We start from the raw sequence: 16,374 nt of genomic DNA, 5'->3' as shown, positions 1-16,374 counted from the left end.
GTGCGGGGCGCGCCCGGGCCGGGGTGGCGCGGGTCGTGCGGCCCGGCTGCGGTCAGCGCAGCGCCTCCGCCACTTCGCGGGCCGCGTCCACGACGCGTGGCCCGACCCGCTCCGGCACGGCGTCGGCCAGCATCACCACGCCCACGCTGCCCTCGACGCCGGTCACGCCCAGCAGCGGGGCGGCCGCGCCGCTCGCGCCGGCCTCCAGCTCACCGTGCGTCAGCGTGTAGCCGGGCTCGTCCGCGTGACGCGCCGTCTTCTGCCGGGCGGAGAGGATGGCCCGGCCGGCCGCCCCCCGGTCCAGCGGATGCCGGAACCCCGCCCGGTAGGCCACGTGGTAGTCGGTCCAGGTCGGCTCGACGACGGCTACGGCGAGCGCCTCCGTCCCGTCCACCAGCGTCAGATGCGCGGTCGCGCCTATGTCCTCGGCCAGCGAGCGCAGCGCGGGCAGCGCGGCCTCCCGCACCAGCGGATGCACCTGGCGGCCGAGCCGCAGCACCCCGAGGCCGACCCGGGCTCGTCCGCCCAGGTCACGCCGTACGAGCGCGTGCTGCTCCAGCGTGGCGAGCAACCGGTACACAACGGTCCGGTTGACGCCCAGTTTGTTGGAAAGCTCGGTGACGGTCAGCCCGTGGTCGGTGTCGGCCAGCAGCTTGAGGACTTTCAGTCCCCGGTCGAGCGTCTGAGAGGTCTCCGCGGTCACGACGCCCACTCCTTAAGTGGTGAGGTCGGCTGCCTCCGTCGCGGCGGGGCGTCACCGAGTCCCGTCAGTGACGCGCCACAGAGGCCGCCGATCGACAGACGGGCCCGGCGTCTCCGGGCCCGGTCGCTTCACGGCTGCGCTCCGCGGCGGCGCTGCCACGGGGCGTGTGCGTAGCGGGACAGTAGCGAAGCCGGTTCGCTGAGCGGAAGGCTCCGTCCAGAATCCGGTCAACGGCCGGTAGGGACTACCTGCATTTATCCCGATACGTACGGAGCGTGGCAGCGTCGCATGCGCCCCCGGGAACGGACGGGGCCTGTGAGCCGGACGGGACCGCGGGGACGCGCCACCGCCATCACCGTCGCCGCGATCGCGACGGTCGCCGCGGTCCCGGCGGGACTCACCTCGTCCGGGTCACCCAGTCGTGCGCCCGGGCGACCGGACTCACTTCATCCGGGTCGCCCACTCCTGCACCTTGGCGATGCGCTGGCGCAGTTGTCCCGCCGTCGCCTCCGCGCTCGGCGGTCCGCCGCACACCCGCCGCAGCTCGGTGTGGATCACCCCGTGCGGTTTGCCGCTCTGGTGCACGTACGCGGCCACCATGGTGTTGAGCTGCTTGCGCAGCTCCATCATCTCCTTGTGCGAGACGACCGGCCGCCGCTCCGCGGGCAGCTCCAGCAGGTCGGCCTCGGCGTCCGGCCGCTTCTTGCTGTGCGCGATCTGCTTGGCCTGCCGCTTCTGCAGCAGCAGTTGCACCTGGTCGGGCTCGAGCAGCCCCGGGATGCCGAGGTAGTCCTGCTCCTCCTCGCTGCCCGGGTGGGCCTGCATGCCGAACTCGGCCCCGTTGTACGTCACCCGGTCGAAGACGGCCTCGGACTCCAGCGCCTCGAAGGCGAACTGCTCCTGTTCGCCGGTGTCCTCGTCCTGCTCGCGGTTCGCCTCGTCCATCTCCTTCTCGGACTCGGCGTACGGATCCTCCTCGCCCTGCTTCTTGGGCTTGTCGAGGACGTGGTCGCGCTCGCGCTCCATCTCCCCCGCGAAACCGAGCAGGTCGGGCACGGTCGGCAGGAAGACGGAGGCGGTCTCGCCGCGCCGCCGGGACCGCACGAAACGTCCCACGGCCTGAGCGAAGAAGAGCGGTGTGGAGATGGTGGTGGCGTACACCCCGACCGCCAGCCGCGGCACGTCGACGCCCTCGGACACCATGCGCACGGCGACCATCCACCGGTCGGTGCTGCCGCTGAAGTCGTCGATGCGGCTGGACGCGCCGGTGTCGTCGGACAGGACGAGGGTCGCCTTGGAGCCGGTGATCTCCCGGATCAGCTTGGCGTAGGCGCGGGCGGAGTCCTGGTCGGAGGCGATGACGAGCGCACCGGCGTCCGGGATGGCCTTCCTGACCTCGGTGAGACGCTGGTCGGCGGCGCGCAGCACGCTCGGCATCCACTCGCCGCGCGGGTCGAGGGCGGTGCGCCAGGCCTGGCTGATCGCGTCCTTCGTCATCGGCTCGCCGAGCCGGGCCGCGATCTCGTCGCCCGCCTTCGTCCGCCAGCGCATGTTGCCGCTGTAGGAGAGGAAGATGACGGGCCGCACGACGTGGTCGGCGAGCGCAGACCCGTACCCGTAGGTGTAGTCGGCGGCGGACCGCCGGATGCCGTCGTCGCCCTCCTCGTACGTCACGAACGGGATGGGGTTGGTGTCAGACCGGAACGGCGTGCCGGTGAGCGCCAGGCGGCGGGTCGCCGGCTCGAACGCCTCGAGGCACGCCTCACCCCACGACTTGCTGTCGCCGGCGTGGTGGATCTCGTCGAGGATGACGAGGGTCTTGCGCTGCTCGCTGCGGTTGCGGTGCAGCATCGGGCGCACGCCGACGCCCGCGTAGGTCACGGCGACGCCGTGGTAGTCCTTGCTGAGCGGTCCGGCGCTGTACTCGGGATCGAGCCGGATGCCTATCCGGGACGCCGCCTCCGCCCACTGCTTCTTCAGGTGCTCGGTCGGCGCGACCACGGTCACCTGCTGCACGACGTGATGGTGCAGCAGCCAGGAGGCGAGGGTCAGCGCGAACGTCGTCTTGCCGGCGCCGGGTGTGGCGACGGCAAGGAAGTCGCGCGGCTGCTCCTGGAGGTACTTCTCCATCGCCCCCTGCTGCCAGGCCCGCAGCTTGCCGGCGGTGCCCCAGGGGGCGCGGCCGGGGAAGGCGGGCGACAGGTGGTGGGAGGTGGAGGTGGCGGCGGTGGTAGTCACGGTCTCCGGTTCGGGGGGTCGGGCTGCACGTTACTCGGCTACGTATGACAACCGGGCCACCCTACCGGCGGCCCGGATGTCAACGCGCCGACGAGGCCGCGTCGCCCGCGGGTGGGACCCAGCTCACAACGTCCGGCCGTCGCGCGACCGCCGCGCGGCCGCGTCGCCCCCGCGCCGCGCGCCGGACGCCCGCACCGGTCACTGGGCCGCAGGGCCCGGTCAACGGGCCGCAGGCCCCGGTCGCGCCGGCCGCTCGTGCAGCCGGGTCGCCACCCAGGCGCCCGCGAGCGCCACAGCGGCCATCGACAGGAAGACGGCGGCGAAGGCGGCCGGATGCGGGGAGCCGTCGGCGGTCGTGACGGCGTGCGCGACGCCGCCGCCGCCGAGCGCCGCGAAGGCCGCGCCCCCCACGGCGAGCAGCAGCACGTTGGAGAGACCGTCCGAGATCTGCAGGGCGGCGGAGTTGGCGCCGGCCTCCTCGGGCGCGGACAGCTGCAGCAACAGCACGCTGGTCGAGGAGATGACGAGCCCCATCCCGAAACACCCGAAGCCCCAGGCGACGGCCACTGTCCAGACGGGCACAGAGGCCACCAGGACGCTCGGCGCCGCGGCGATCGCGGCGGCCGCGAGCACCATCCCGAGCACGGTGAGGCGCTGCCGGTACGGCTCCGCCCTCGGCCGCGACTGCACCCACGAACCCAGCGCCCAGGTCCCTCCGCCGGCGGCGAGCGAGAGCCCGGCGAGGGTCGGGCTCAGTCCGCGCCGGGTGACGAGCATCAGCGGCACGAAGGACTCGGCGGCGATGAAGGATCCGGCGGCCAGACCGCGCAGCAGCACGACCGAGGGCAGCCCGCGTGCCGCCCGCCAGGTGCCGCGCGGCAGGAGTCCGAGCACGGCGGGGACGAGCAGCGCGCACCCCGCGACGGCGGGCGCCGCGGAAAGCGGCCGCAGATCCTGCGCGGCGTACTGCAGGAGTCCGGCCCCGAGGGAGATGCCGAGCGCGAGGCGGATCCGCCGCCGGTCGAAGGCCGCGACGGCCGCGCCCGCCACCGGACCGCCCGCCCGACGCCGTATCCGGGGCAGCGCCAGCGCGAGCGGAAGCACGACGAGGACCGGTATCCCGAGGAAGACCCAGCGCCATCCCAGCCGTTCGGTCACCGCCCCCGCGGCCAGCGGGCCCACCACCGAGGGCACGACCCAGCACGCGGCGAACGCGGCCATGATCGCGGGCCGCAGCCGCTCCGGATAGGCGCGTCCGACGACGACGTACAGCGCGACGATCACCAGCCCGCCCCCGAGCCCCTGCACGGCCCGCCCGAGGATGAACACCCACATGGTCGCGGCGCTCCCGGAGAGCACGAGCCCCGCCGCGAAGGCCGCGATCCCGCCCGCGAGCGCCCCGAGCGGGCCGCGGCGGTCCGACAGCTGCCCGGCGAGCACCATCCCGAAGAGGCTCGTCGTGAAGTACCCCGAGAACGCGAACGCGTAGAGCGACACCCCGTCGAGCTCCCGCGCCGCGACGGGCATGGCCGTGCCGACGGCGGTCGCCTCGAAGGCGATGAGCAGCACGACGGAGACGATGCCGATGCTGAGGGCGCGGTAGGGGCGTCCGAGGACGGTCTCGTCGGGACCCGGTGACGTGTCGGGGCTCTCCGGGATGTCGGCGGCGACGGCGTCGCGGGATTCGAGGGCAGCCATGGCCGCCAGCGTAAGGTGCGCAAGCCAGGTTGACCCCTGTCGGAAGACGGATCATCGCCCGGGACCTCGGTACTAGGACCCGCCCTGCAGCCACCCTCCACTCGCCCCCCAGGCGACTCCCGACCCGCTTTCATGAACGGCGTATGGCAGTCCCGTTGCGGCACCGGCCGGTTGCTTGAGCCCGGTCCGGTGCCGCCCGTACGGTCGTCACATCAAGTCCGGCGGGGCCGAGGTCCCGCCGCCGACCTGACCGTGTGCCCGAGAGGCTCAGGGACTCGCCTGCAAAGCGAGTTACACGGGTTCGAATCCCGTCGCGGTCTCCAGCGCCTGACCAGGGCAGACCAGAAGGGCGACACCCTCGCGGGGTGCCGCCCTTCTGGCCGTCCGTCTCAGTTTCCGTCTCAGTTAGCTGGTCCACACGTCAGCAGCAACCAACTGACGGAGGGGCACTCAGCCGTAGGCGGCTTCACACGACTTCACCTCTGCGTCCACCACCACCAAACGATGGCGACGCAGACTGCGCCCAGCTGCCGAGCGGCTCCCTTCAGCGCCTCCTCGGAGAGCGATCGCCACCGACGGCGCAAGGCCCCGTTCAAACGCGCTGCCCCGTCCCTAAGCCTCTTGCAGCCGTGAAGGGCACGGTGCCTGGCGGCTCGAACGCGGTGCACAAGGTTTGCGATCCAGTGCGCGATGTGTGACAACGGATGTGTCCTCCTCGCATAGCAGTGCAGGGGGTCACTGAGCGGGGGGTGTGCACCCGTCGGTTTGCGAGGCCCTGGGCGTCCAATTAGCCCCCCGCTCAGCTGCAAGGACGTTAACAACGGGCCCGCGTGTGCATGCGTGCACATCTGAGGTGCAGCCGGGCGCACTGCGCCTCTCAGCTGGAGAAACCGGCAAGCGCCGTACCCAGTCCCACTCTGCGCTTCACTCGAAAGAGTTCCGAAACCTTACGCCATTCGGGTGGTTGTAATTCCCGCCACATCCTTGGTCCATGATCTTGGCCCATGGACGTACTCATCCATCTCTTCGTCGGCCTACACACGATCATCGGGCGAACGCCAGATGAGAGCATCAACCTGTTTCGCGATGTCTGTCCGCACGGCGTCCACCATGTGCTGATACCGAGCAGCCATGGCGGTCGTCGACCACCCCATGAGCCCCATGACCGCGCGCTCGGGGACTCCGAGGATGAGCAGAACCGTCGCGGCCGTGTGGCGCGCGTCGCGCAAACGCCCGTCCCGGACCTTCGCCTCTGTCAGAAGGGCCTTCCACTCTGACCAGTCCCGGCGATGGGACGGACTACGGCCGTGCTCGTCCGGGAAGACAAGGCCGTTCTCCTCCCAGCGCTTCCCGGCCGTCTCCCGCTCCGCTTTCTGTGCCTTGAGGTGCGCGCCGAGAAGGTCAACAAGCTGTTCGGGGAGACCTACCGCACGGCGGCCGGCGCGGGACTTGGTGGTGGACAACTCTGGGTTGGTTCGCCGCCTATCCGGGCAGTACCCGGCCGCTTTGCGTCCGCAGGGCTCTGTGCACCCGTGGGCGTACTGCGGCCGGTGGCGACTGCGGCGGACAACGAGGAACCCACCCTCAAGGTCCACGTCCTCCCACTTCAGCCCCAACACCTCGCCCTGGCGCAGTCCGAGGGCGAGGGCGAGGGCGATGGCCCACCGTGCAGAGTTGCGATGCTGGTCAGCGGCCTTGAGCAACCGCTGAACCTCTTGGACGCTGTAGGGCTCCACCTCGTACTCCCCTGTCTTTGGGGCCTCGGCCAACTGAACGGGGTTCCTACCGAGGTGTCCTCGCCGCACGGCCTCATTGAGGGCGGTGCGAAAGGTGCGATGTACCTGGTGAGCCGTCCCGGACTTGCTGCCGTTGGCCTGCATGTTCGCGTAGAACACCTCGATGTGCTCGGGCTTGAGCCTGTCGAGACGGTGGGCCCCCAAGCCGGGGATACCGTGGTTGAGTTCGCCATCGGGGTGCACGCGGCCAGTCGGTTCGCATGGTCGTACGACTTCAAGGTGCCCGACTCGGCGAAGACAGAGGCGGAGGGCGTCAGCAAGTGATCTCGGTGCAGGCATGGTCGGATGCTCAGAAGCTCTGGGACTTCCAGCAGATGGGCCATGAGCCCCGCCCGTGCTCTGTGGCCGTCGGTCTCGGCAGCCACGACTTGGGGGTGGCCGACACCACAGCGGACCTCTATCACCGGAGCATGTTCCCGCTCGTCGTCTTCACCGGAGCGACCAGCCGTACGACGCAGGAGCGGATGCCGCGCGGCGAAGCCGAGCACTACCGCGAACGCACCGTAGAGCTGGGGGTGCCGGCGGGCGCGATCCTGGTCGAGCCCAACGCGCGCAACACCGGGGACAACATCCGCTTCTCTCGCGCGATCCTTGAAGAACGGCACGTGCCCGTCTCGTCGGTCCTGCTGATCAGCAAGCCGTACGAGGAACGGCGCTCGTACGCGACCGCCCGGAAGCTGTGGCCGGGTGTCGAATGGGTGTGTGCGTCCACCCCCATGACGCTCCCCGAATACGTCGACTCGATCGGGGACGCGCGCCTTGTCCTCGACATGATGGTCGGCGCACAGCAGCGACTCATGATCTACCCCCGGCAGGGATTCATGATCGAGCAGGAGATTCCCGACGCCATCAGGGCCGCGTTCGAGCGGCTACGCGACCGCGGCTTCACGAGCCGACTCGTACCTGAATCCGCAGATCAGGCCTGACGGGGTCGGAGGCCGCTCCGTCTCAGTTTCCGTCTCATTCATCCCCGTCCAGAGCCGTTCACCGTGGTCCACGCTCCGGACGGAAGTACGGGAATGAACGAGGTCGAACGGTTGTGGATCATGCTCTGACCAGCACCGACAAACCTGCAAAGCGAGTTACACGGGTTCGAATCCCGTCGCGGTCTCCAGCGCCTGACCAGGCAGACGGAAAGGGCGGCGCCCCGGCCGGGGCGCCGCCCTTTCCGTCGCCCGTCTCGGTCGGCGTCTCGATCGACCACGCGTCCTGCGGACCCGCTCCGCCCCGTTCCGCGCAGGACGCCGGGCGGCGCGGGGTGCGTCGAGGCTTGTCAGGGGGTTGTGGGAGCGGCCGGGGCGGCGTCGCAGGGGATCGGGCCGGGCGGGGGGACCCGGTCGACCGTGGCCAGGGTGCGGGACATCGTGTCGGCGAGCCGGCCGTAGGCCTCGGTCAGTTCGCGCACCGCGTCCAGGGCCCGCTCGCGCCTCAGCAGCCAGAGGCTGAACGCGAGGGTGGAGATGTCGGCGTTGAGCGGACGCAGGGTGAGGCCGGGCGCGCTCCAGCTCAGCACCGCGCCCGTGGCGCCGTCCAGGACGAGGCTGGTGTCCTCGGCGAGGCTTCCCAGCCGGATGAGGCGGTCGGCGTGCGCCGGAAGCCGGTTCCCGCCGCCGGCGCCGCCGCGGTCGTCTGCCCCGTCGTCGGCCCCGTCGTCGGCCCCGTCGTAGGCGTGGTGCTCCGTGTGGTGCTCGGCGAGCGTCCGCAGGGGCAGGTCCGTCTCCAGCGAGAACGGGACGGCCTCCTCCGGCAGGCCCGTCGCGCGCAGGAAGCGCCGGGTCGGAGCGTGCGCGAGTGCGGCAGGCAGGTCGACGTCCTCGAAGCGGACGACGCCGGCGGAGCCGAACTCCTCGTCCAGCAGCCGGACCGGCAGGTCCAGGGCCAGACCGGACGTCGTGACCGGGCCGGCCACCAGGGCCAGCGGACGGATCACCGCGGCCAGCTTCCAGAACAGGGCGGAGGCGTCGCCCGGGCCTTCGGCGCCCGCCTCGAACACCGCCAGCAACCGGCGGGAGGCCTCGGCCACCGCCTCTCGCCCGAGCCGGCCGGCGTAGCAGGCGAACTGCCCGCGCAGGGCCGCCAGTTCGTCCACGGCCGTGGCGCAGCGGAACAGCTTCTCCAGGGACGGGGCGAGCGGCGGGGCGTCCATCAGGCCGAGGCGGTCGTGGAAGAAGTACGTCGTCGAGATCTCTCCCGTCATTCCGTCGAGCAGGACGGTCTCCGCCGCACGGCGGCCGGCGCCCAGGATGCCGCCTGTCGCCCGCCGGTCGCGCAGCTCCGCCGCCGGGTGGGCGTCGGGGCGGCCCGTGACGTCCGCGACCGTGCCCGGAGCGCCGGTGCGCGGTGCCTCGATCGTCATCAGGGGGCCGTCGCCCGGCCGGCCCGGCAGGCCCGGGCCGGTGAGCCGGCGGCGGGCGGGGGCGGATGCGACGTACGGGTTCAGCTCGGCCTCGGTGAAAGTGATCGTCGTGATGGCGGTGGTGGTCCTGGTCGTGCCCATCGGTCCCCCTGGCGGAAGTTGCGTGCGCCGTCCCACTGCTCCGCAGCCTATGCGGACCCACTGACAACGACTCCGACCAGCGGCGACGCCCGAACGCGCCGGGGGGTTTCGCCCGCTGCGCCGACACCGGTCCTCACCGGAAGACGTCACGCAGGCCCCGCGCGTTCCCTTCCCGCCCGGATCTCCCGGTCCCGCTCCGTGTTCATGGGACGCCGGTGCGCGCCCGCGAACACGGGACGCCGGTACGGGCCCGTCATGTGAAGTAGACGCCGCCCAGCACGACGGCCAGCGCCGCCGTCACGAACAGCAGGATCCAGAGCAGCAGCTTGCCTGCGCTCGGCGGGGGTTCGTACTGCCGGGCTTCGGGCCGGCGCTCACCCGTCGGATCGCCCGCCGTCGGATCGCCCGCCGCCGGGTCGCTCACCGGTCGGTCACCACCGCGGCCTGCGGCCTTATCGGGAGGCGGTTGACGGGGCGGCCCGTCGCGGCGCGGACGGCGGAGGCGATCGCCGCCGGCGAGGTGACGACCGGGACCGCGCTGGCCGCCTTCGCCCCGAACGGCGCGACCACGTCCCGCTCCTCGACCAGTTTGACGATCCGGATGTCCGGGGCGTCCAGGGCCGTCGGCAGGGCGTAGCCGGTGAGGTCGGGGTGGCGGATCAGGCCGCGGGGGGTGCGCAGGTTCTCGGTGAGCGCGATGCCCACGCCCTGCGTCACGCCCGCCTCGATGCGGGCGGCGAGCTGGGCCGGGTTCAGGATCCGGCCGACGTCCTGGGCGACGGCGAGTTCCACGACCCGCACCGAGCCGAGTTCGATGTCGACGTCCACGACCGCGCGGATCGCGCAGAACGCGAGGCCGACGAAGGCGTCGCCCTGGCCGGCCGCGTCCAGCGGCTCGGTGGGGTGCGGGCGGCACTGCGCGGTCGCCCACAGCTCCTTGCCGTGCATCTCCTCCGTGACGGTCGTCGACAGGACGCCGTCGTAGGAGGTGATCTTGCCGTCGGTGATCTGCAGCAGTTCCGTGGACATGCCGAACTTGTGCGCCAGCGGCTGGAGCAACTGCGTGCGGACCATCTTCGCCGCACGCTCCACCGCGCCGCCCGAGACCCAGGTGTGACGGCCCCGGCAGCCGGGCCCCGCGGGGGGCTGGTCGGTGTCCACGGGGGCCACGTGGACCTCGTCGACGCCCAGCGTCTCCTGGACGATCTGACGGGCCAGCGTGGTGAAGCCCTGCCCGGTCTCGACCGCCGCGCACAGCACCGTCGCGACGCCGTCCTGGACCTTCACGGTGGCGGTGGAGACCTCGTCGGCCCCCTCCGCGCCCAGCATGTGGACCATGCCCAGGCCGTAGCCGACGCCGCGGCGCACCGCGCCCGGTTCGCCCGCGCCCTCGGGGCCGCCGGGCAGCAGCCAGTCCTCCTCGGGCGCGTCCTTGGGGAGCGACGGGAGGGGGAACTCCTGGACTGCCTGGAGGAGTTCGGCGACGGGGGCGGGGCAGGTGACCGTCTGGCCGGTGGGCAGGACGTCCCCGGTCGCCATGACGTTGCGCAGCCGCAGCTCCGCCGGGTCGACGCCGAGCTTCTTCGCCAGTTTGTCCATCTGCGCCTCGTAGGCGGCGCAGACCTGCATCGCGCCCTCGCCGCGCACATGGCCCGACGGCGGGTTGTTGGTGCGCACCGCCCAGCCCTCGATGAAGGCGTTCGGCACCACGTAGGGGCCGCAGGCGAAGGAGACGGCGGCGGCCAGGGCCTCGGCGGAGGTGTCCGCGTAGGCGCCGGCGTCCAGCAGGATCTGCGCCTCGACCTTCACCAGCCGGCCCTCGGCGTCGGCGTGGTGGCGGTAGCGCAGCAGTGTGGGGTGGCGGTGGGCGTGGCCGAGGAAGGACTCCTCGCGGGTCGCCGTGAGCTTCACCGGACAGCCGGTCCTGAGGGCCAGCAGGCCCAGCGGGAGCTGGAAGCCCTGGTCCTCGCGGTCGGCGGTGGCGCCGGGCACTCCGGTGACGACGATCTTCACCCGTTCGGGGTCGAGTCCGAAGCAGGCGGCGGCCGTGTCGCGGTCGGCGTGCGGGTCGGTGGAGGCGAGGTAGAGCTCCACGCCGCCGTCGGGACGGGGCACGGCGAGGCCGGCCTCGGCGCCGATGGGGGCGGGGTCGGCGCGCCCGATGCGGTACTGGCCCTCGACGACGACGACGCCGGCCGCGTCGGGGTCGCCGTGGTGCAGCGGGATGTGCCGGATCAGGTTGCCGTCGGGGTGCAGGGGCTCCGCCTCGAAGGCCTGCTCCGGGTCGATCACCGGGTCGAGCGTCTCGTACTCGACGATGACGGCCGCGGCGGCCATGCGCGCGGTGTCGGGGTGGTCGGCGGCGACGGCCGCGATGGGCTCGCCGTGGTGGCGGACCACCTCGGAGGCGAACACCGGCCGGTCCGCGGTGCCCCGGCCGTGCAGCGCGCGGCCCGGAACGTCCTCGTGGGTGACGACGGCCCGCACGCCCGGCATCTCACGCGCGTGGGACGTGTCGATGGACACGATGCGCGCGTGCGGGTGCGGTGAGCGCAGGACGGCCGCCCAGAGCAGGCCCTCGGCCCACAGGTCGGCCGCGTACGGGAAGGTGCCCTCCGTCTTGGCGCGCGCGTCGGCGGGCTGCAGGGACACGCCGAGGCCGTGCGGGGCCGGGTCGGGGGCCGGGGCGGCGTCCACGGGGGTCGTCGCGGTGGCGGTTTCGTTCGTCACGCCTGGCCTCCGTCCTGGCCCTGCCCGTATGCGGGGTCATGCGGGTGGGGCTGTGCCGGGTTCTCGAACGCCGACGCGTGCACGCCGCCCGCGCCCGGGCCCGCCTGATGGGGGATACGTGCTTCGTCGCCGTCCGTCTCGGCGTCGGCGTGCGCCTGGCGTTCGGCGACGACGTCCTGGACGGCCTGCAGGACGCCCCGGTAGCCGGAGCAGCGGCACAGGTTGCCGCACAGGGCCTGGCGGGCCTCCAGCTCGGACGGCGCCGGGTTGCCCTCGAGCAGGTCGTGCACGGTCATCGCCATGCCGGGCACGCAGAAGCCGCACTGCACGGCCCCGCAGGCGGCGAGGGCCCGCTGCACGTCCGAGGGCTGTCCGTCGACGGCCAGCCCCTCGACGGTGCGGATCTCGCTGCCGGCGGTGGTGACGGCCGGGACCAGGCAGGAGGCGACGAGCCGTCCGTCCACCTGCACGTTGCAGGCGCCGCACTCGCCCTGCGAGCAGCCGTCCTTGGCGCCCGCGAGGCCGAGCCGCTCGCGCAGCACGTAGAGCAGGGACTCGCCGATCCAGGCGTCGGTGACGGGGCGGTCGGAGCCGTTGACGCGCAGTACGTAACCGGCGAGGGGGTGTTCCTCGTGGAACGGCGGCGGGGCGTCGTCGGCGCCCTCGTCGGCCGCCGGCTGCGGGTCGGAGGCGTGCGGGGCGGAGGTCTGCGGGTCGGAGGCATGCGGGGCGGAGGTCTGCGGGTCGTCGCCGGCGGGTGCGTCGTCGTCCGCGGCGGCCGGCCCGGTGGGCGGCTGCGCGGGCCGGTGGACGGCTTCCGCGGGGCCGTGGGCGGCGTCGCGGGCGGCCTCCAGCTCCCCGGGCCCCTCGGCGGCCTCCTCGGCCTCAGCGGCCTGCCGGGCGGTCGCGGCGGGACCGTCGGCGGGCACCGTGTAGGCCTCGGCGGAGACCTCCGGGGCGAACGCGCCGCCCGGGTGCGGGTGCTCGCCGGTGTGCTCGGCGTCGGGGCGGACCCGGTCGGGGGCCGCGGCCGACGGATCGTGCTCCGTCGCGAACCCGGTCCCGGTCTCGTGCGGCGACGGGTGCGCGGGCGCGTGCCCGTACGGCGCCGGGTCCGTCGCCCGGCGGGCGGCCGGACCGCCCTCGTCGGCGGGCGGCGCCCACGGCTGGTGCGCCGTGCCGGACGGGTCCGTCGCCCAGGGTGCGGACGCGCCGCCGGGCAGGGTGGCCGGGGGCGTGCTGCCCCACTGCTCGACCAGGGACGACGAGGTGAACTCGCCCGATTCGTCGGGAAGGTCGCCGCCCGCGACGGGGATCGACCACTGGCCGGTCACGTCGTGGCCCGGGGCGGGGGCGGACTGCGGCGCGCCCGGGCCCGCCGAGGTGTCTTCGAACGTCCACTGGCCGGTCGCGCCCGGGTTGTAGCTGAAGCGGTCGTCTCCCACCGTCTGCGGGGTGTCCTGCGCGACGGGCCAGTCGCTGCCGCCGGCCGGGGCCGCCCAGGTGGCGGCGTCGTCCGCGGGGGGCGCCACCGCTATCTGCGGCGGCACGTACCCGTGGCCCGGCGCGGCGAGCGGGCTGTCGCCGCGGCCCGCGAGAAGGGCGTCGATGCCGCCCTCGGGGAGCTTCACGAAGGCGGTCGCGCCGTCGTCGTAGTCCCCGTGGGGCAGCGGGTCCCAGCGGCCGACGCCCTGCGGCGCGCCCTGGTCCTGCCCGTTCTCCTGTCCGTGTCCGGGCCCCTGCTGCTCGTCGGTCACGACAGCGCCCTCCCCAGTGCTCGTCGGGCCAGTGCGGCGACGGTGCGCCGCAGGTGCAGTACGGCGGGCGGGAGTTCCGGCACGGAGCCGTCCACGCCGGGCGCCGGGTCGGGGATGCAGGCGGCGGCGACGTACTCGCCGAAGGCCGTGAGGGCCTCGGGGACGATCGCGCGGCCGTTGTCCCAGTCGATCAGCCGGGCGACCCACTGCTCGGCCTCGAGCGGCCGCAGCGGCATCGGCGCTATGGCGCCCACCGCGCATCTGACGCCGCGCCGCGCGGGGTCGAGGACCAGCGCCACGGATGCCACCGCGCGGCCCGGGCCGGTGCGGCCGGTGGCCTTCAGGAAGACCTGCGGGGCGTGCAGCAGGGGCACGCGCACGTACCCGATGAGCTCGCCGCCGCGCAGCATCTCCATGCCGGCCAGCAGGTGCGACACCGGGACCTCCCGGCGGGCTCCGCCCGGGCCCGCGACGATCAGGGTCGCCTCCAGCGCGGCCAGCACGGGCAGCGCGTCGCCCGTGGGCGCGGCCGAGGCGACGTTGCCGCCCAGGGTGCCCGCGTTGCGGATCTGCGGCGGCCCCGCGGCACGGGCGGCCGCGGCGAGCGCCGGGATCAGGGCGGCGAAGTCGGGGCGGCCCATGCGCGCGTGGGTGAGTCCGGCCCCGAGCAGTGCGTGGCCGTCCTGGTACTGCCAGCCGCGGATCTCGCTGATCCGGCCGAGGCCCACCAGGCCGGCGGGGCGCAGCTGCCCCGAGTTCACGGCGGCCATCAGGTCGGTGCCGCCGGCCACGGGAACGGCCGCGGGCATGGCCGCCAGGGCCGCCACGGCGTCGTCCAGAGTCGTGGGCAGCGTGACGGCCTGCGCCGCCTGCGGTGCATGCGTGCTCAAAACCGGCTGCCCCTTCCCGCTGCCCCACCTGGTCCCACCTGTGTTGCCGTACGGTACGTGCTGACAGGGCGGACGTGGCAACTCTGGCACATCTTCGCAACACCCGAGCGCGGGGGTCCGCTAGGAGGCATTCGCCCACCTCGTCGCACAGATGGTCCGTTTTCACACGGCATCACCGGTGCGCGCGAATTGCCTCTCTTCGGTGACCCTGCCGGGGTTTTGCCGTGACGCCCCGGATCACCGGTTCGGGGGCCTTCCCTCGAGGGGCCGCCCGAGGACGCCGGGGCGCCGCTGCCACGGCCGGGGTCCGTCCGGCGGGCGGTAGCTGACGCCCAGGGCGTCGAGCCGCGCGTAGTGGGCCCGCATCCGCCGCTCGAAGCCGGCGAAGTCCCGTTCCCGCGGGGCGGGCAGGTCGCTCCAGGCGACCTCGGCGAAGGCGGCGAGGCGGGGAAAGGCCTGGTAGTCCACGCGCGTGTGGTCCTCCATCGCCTCGGTCCACAGGTTGGCCTGCGCGCCGAGCACGTGCCGCGCCTGTTCCGGCGTCAACTCCGAGGGAACGGGGTCGAACCGATAGACGTCCTCCAGGGTGCGGACGTAGCCGATCGGCACGGGCTCGTCCGCTCCGGCCGCCTGCCGGTGGTCGAGGTACACCTGCTGCTCCGGGCACATCACCACGTCGTGTCCGGCCCGCGCGGCGGCGATCCCGCCCGCGTAGCCGCGCCAGGAGGACACGGCCGCACCGTCCGCGAGCCCGCCCTCCAGGATCTCGTCCCAGCCGATGAGGCGCCGCCCGCGCGCGGCGAGCCAGGTGTCGAAGTGGCGGATGAACCAGGACTGCAGCTGGTCCTCGTCCGCGAGGCCGAGTTCCCCGATGCGGGCCTGGGCGGCCGGTGAACGCCGCCACTGGTCCTTGAGGCATTCGTCACCCCCGACGTGGACGAACTCCGAGGGGAACAGTTCCAGCACCTCCTCGAAGACCCCCTCGTAGAAACGCAGGGTGTGCTCGGTGGGGGCGAGCACGTTCGGGTTGATCCCCCAGGTGTCCCAGACGGAGAGGGCGGTGGTGTCGACGACGTCGGTGTTGCCGAGTTCCGGGTACGCGGCGATCGCGGCCTGCGAGTGGCCGGGCACGTCGATCTCGGGGACGACGGCGATGTGCCGCTGCGCCGCGTACGCGACGATCTCCCGGACGTCGTCCTGGGTGTAGAAGCCGCCGTGCGGCCTGTCGTCCCACAGCGGCGAGGCGCCATGGCCGAATTTCGTGCGGGCCCGCCAGGAGCCGACCTCGGTGAGCCGGGGATGCCTGCGGATCTCGATCCGCCAGCCCTGGTCGTCCGTCAGATGGAGATGGAAGACGTTGAGTTTGTGCGCCGCCATCAGGTCCAGGTAGCGCAGGACGCCGTCCTTGGGCATGAAGTGCCGGGCGACGTCGAGCATGAGACCGCGCCAGCGGAACCGGGGGGCGTCCTCGATGATCTGGTGCGGGACGCCGTACCTGGTCCCCGGCCGGACGGGGGCGCGCCGGAAGGCTTCCGGACCGAGGAGCTGCCGCAGCGTCTGGGCGCCCCAGAAGACGCCGGAGGGGCCCCCGCCGCGGATCTCGACGCCCCGATTCGCGACGACGCTCAGCCGGTACGCCTCGGGCTCCAGCGTGTCGTCCAGGCACAGCCGTACGCCGTCGCGGGCGTCCCGCGGTCCGGGCCGCAGGGGCAGGCCGAGCGCCGCGCCGAGCGTGGTGCGCAGCCAGCGCTCGGCGGTCTCCGTGCCGGGGGCGGCCCACAGGGTGGTGTCCTCGCCGAACAGGACGCCGCAGCGCATGGGGCCCTCGACGGAGCGGGGCGCGGGGACGAGATCCATCGCAGACGTCACGTCAGTCCTTCGGGGCTCCGGAACCGCATGCGCGCAGGACCTCCGGGAGCGGCCTGCGCGATGGCTGCACTGGTCTGCACCACACACCGGAGGCTAGGACCGGGAGATCGCCCCGACAAGAGGTCTGGACCAATCTGTGACCTCCGGGCGCCGCCCGGCGCACCCCCGCACGGCGACGCACACGCCGAAGGCCCCC

Annotated in this window: 10 protein-coding genes, 1 tRNA gene and 2 pseudogenes; 3 read left to right on the top strand and 10 right to left on the bottom strand. The window is 73.2% G+C overall.

Annotated elements, in window-relative coordinates; all coding sequences use genetic code 11:
- Positions 1-52 precede the first annotated feature (52 nt).
- From OHS82_RS26120 to OHS82_RS26110, 3 genes are all read right to left on the bottom strand, one after another.
- Positions 53-703: an IclR family transcriptional regulator gene (locus OHS82_RS26120; RefSeq protein WP_057574434.1), complete on the bottom strand. Its 651-nt coding sequence runs from the start codon at positions 701-703 to the stop codon at positions 53-55.
- Between the two features lie 441 nt (positions 704-1,144).
- Positions 1,145-2,941 (bottom strand): DEAD/DEAH box helicase, encoded by a 1,797-nt coding sequence (locus OHS82_RS26115; RefSeq protein ID WP_266718219.1) that lies wholly within the window; start codon positions 2,939-2,941, stop codon positions 1,145-1,147.
- A 219-nt stretch (positions 2,942-3,160) separates the two neighbouring features.
- Complete coding sequence (locus OHS82_RS26110) at positions 3,161-4,639, bottom strand: MFS transporter (protein ID WP_057574432.1); 1,479 nt, start codon at positions 4,637-4,639, stop codon at positions 3,161-3,163.
- Positions 4,640-4,887: 248 nt separating this feature from the next.
- Between OHS82_RS26110 and OHS82_RS26105 the strand changes: the two genes are divergently transcribed.
- Positions 4,888-4,962, top strand: a tRNA-Cys gene (locus OHS82_RS26105).
- Between the two features lie 711 nt (positions 4,963-5,673).
- Here the strand turns inward: OHS82_RS26105 and OHS82_RS26100 are convergent.
- Positions 5,674-6,594 (bottom strand): annotated as a pseudogene (locus OHS82_RS26100) (tyrosine-type recombinase/integrase); the annotation flags it as partial.
- On the opposite strand from OHS82_RS26100, the pseudogene OHS82_RS26095 reads away from it, so the two are divergent.
- Both OHS82_RS26095 and OHS82_RS26090 read left to right on the top strand, forming a co-directional pair.
- Positions 6,580-6,699 (top strand): annotated as a pseudogene (locus OHS82_RS26095) (GntR family transcriptional regulator); the annotation flags it as partial. The pseudogenes OHS82_RS26100 and OHS82_RS26095 overlap by 15 nt on opposite strands.
- Positions 6,696-7,361, top strand: a complete 666-nt coding sequence (locus OHS82_RS26090) for a YdcF family protein (protein WP_328434644.1) — start codon at positions 6,696-6,698, stop codon at positions 7,359-7,361. The pseudogene OHS82_RS26095 and the gene OHS82_RS26090, both read left to right, overlap by 4 nt.
- Before the next feature lie 347 nt (positions 7,362-7,708).
- On the opposite strand, the gene OHS82_RS26085 is transcribed toward OHS82_RS26090, so the two are convergent.
- The 6 genes from OHS82_RS26085 to OHS82_RS26060 form a co-directional block, all read right to left on the bottom strand.
- On the bottom strand, positions 7,709-8,932 hold the full coding sequence (locus OHS82_RS26085) for an SUKH-4 family immunity protein (RefSeq protein WP_328434643.1): 1,224 nt from the start codon (positions 8,930-8,932) through the stop codon (positions 7,709-7,711).
- A 253-nt stretch (positions 8,933-9,185) separates the two neighbouring features.
- Positions 9,186-9,356, bottom strand: a complete 171-nt coding sequence (locus OHS82_RS26080; protein ID WP_157876245.1) for a hypothetical protein — start codon at positions 9,354-9,356, stop codon at positions 9,186-9,188.
- Positions 9,353-11,662, bottom strand: coding sequence for a xanthine dehydrogenase family protein molybdopterin-binding subunit (locus tag OHS82_RS26075; RefSeq protein WP_057574429.1), 2,310 nt, complete (start codon positions 11,660-11,662; stop codon positions 9,353-9,355). The genes OHS82_RS26080 and OHS82_RS26075 overlap by 4 nt, the downstream gene beginning before the upstream one ends.
- Positions 11,659-13,419, bottom strand: a complete 1,761-nt coding sequence (locus OHS82_RS26070; protein WP_328434642.1) for a 2Fe-2S iron-sulfur cluster-binding protein — start codon at positions 13,417-13,419, stop codon at positions 11,659-11,661. The genes OHS82_RS26075 and OHS82_RS26070 overlap by 4 nt, the downstream gene beginning before the upstream one ends.
- Positions 13,416-14,309: an FAD binding domain-containing protein gene (locus tag OHS82_RS26065; protein WP_057574427.1), complete on the bottom strand. Its 894-nt coding sequence runs from the start codon at positions 14,307-14,309 to the stop codon at positions 13,416-13,418. The genes OHS82_RS26070 and OHS82_RS26065 overlap by 4 nt, the downstream gene beginning before the upstream one ends.
- Positions 14,310-14,546: 237 nt before the next feature.
- Positions 14,547-16,166 (bottom strand): beta-N-acetylhexosaminidase, encoded by a 1,620-nt coding sequence (locus tag OHS82_RS26060; protein ID WP_328436108.1) that lies wholly within the window; start codon positions 16,164-16,166, stop codon positions 14,547-14,549.
- Between the last annotated feature and the right edge of the window lie 208 nt (positions 16,167-16,374).

The sequence above is a fragment of the Streptomyces sp. NBC_00425 genome (assembly GCF_036030735.1).
Classification (GTDB): domain Bacteria; phylum Actinomycetota; class Actinomycetes; order Streptomycetales; family Streptomycetaceae; genus Streptomyces.
This window is presented reverse-complemented; position numbering and strand designations above follow the sequence as displayed.

Coding starts and splice junctions, on each gene's coding strand:
- OHS82_RS26110 (WP_057574432.1), bottom strand. CDS start 4,639: ATGGCTGCCCTCGAATCCCGCGACGCCGTCGCCGCCGACATCCCGGAG.
- OHS82_RS26085 (WP_328434643.1), bottom strand. CDS start 8,932: ATGGGCACGACCAGGACCACCACCGCCATCACGACGATCACTTTCACC.
- OHS82_RS26060 (WP_328436108.1), bottom strand. CDS start 16,166: ATGGATCTCGTCCCCGCGCCCCGCTCCGTCGAGGGCCCCATGCGCTGC.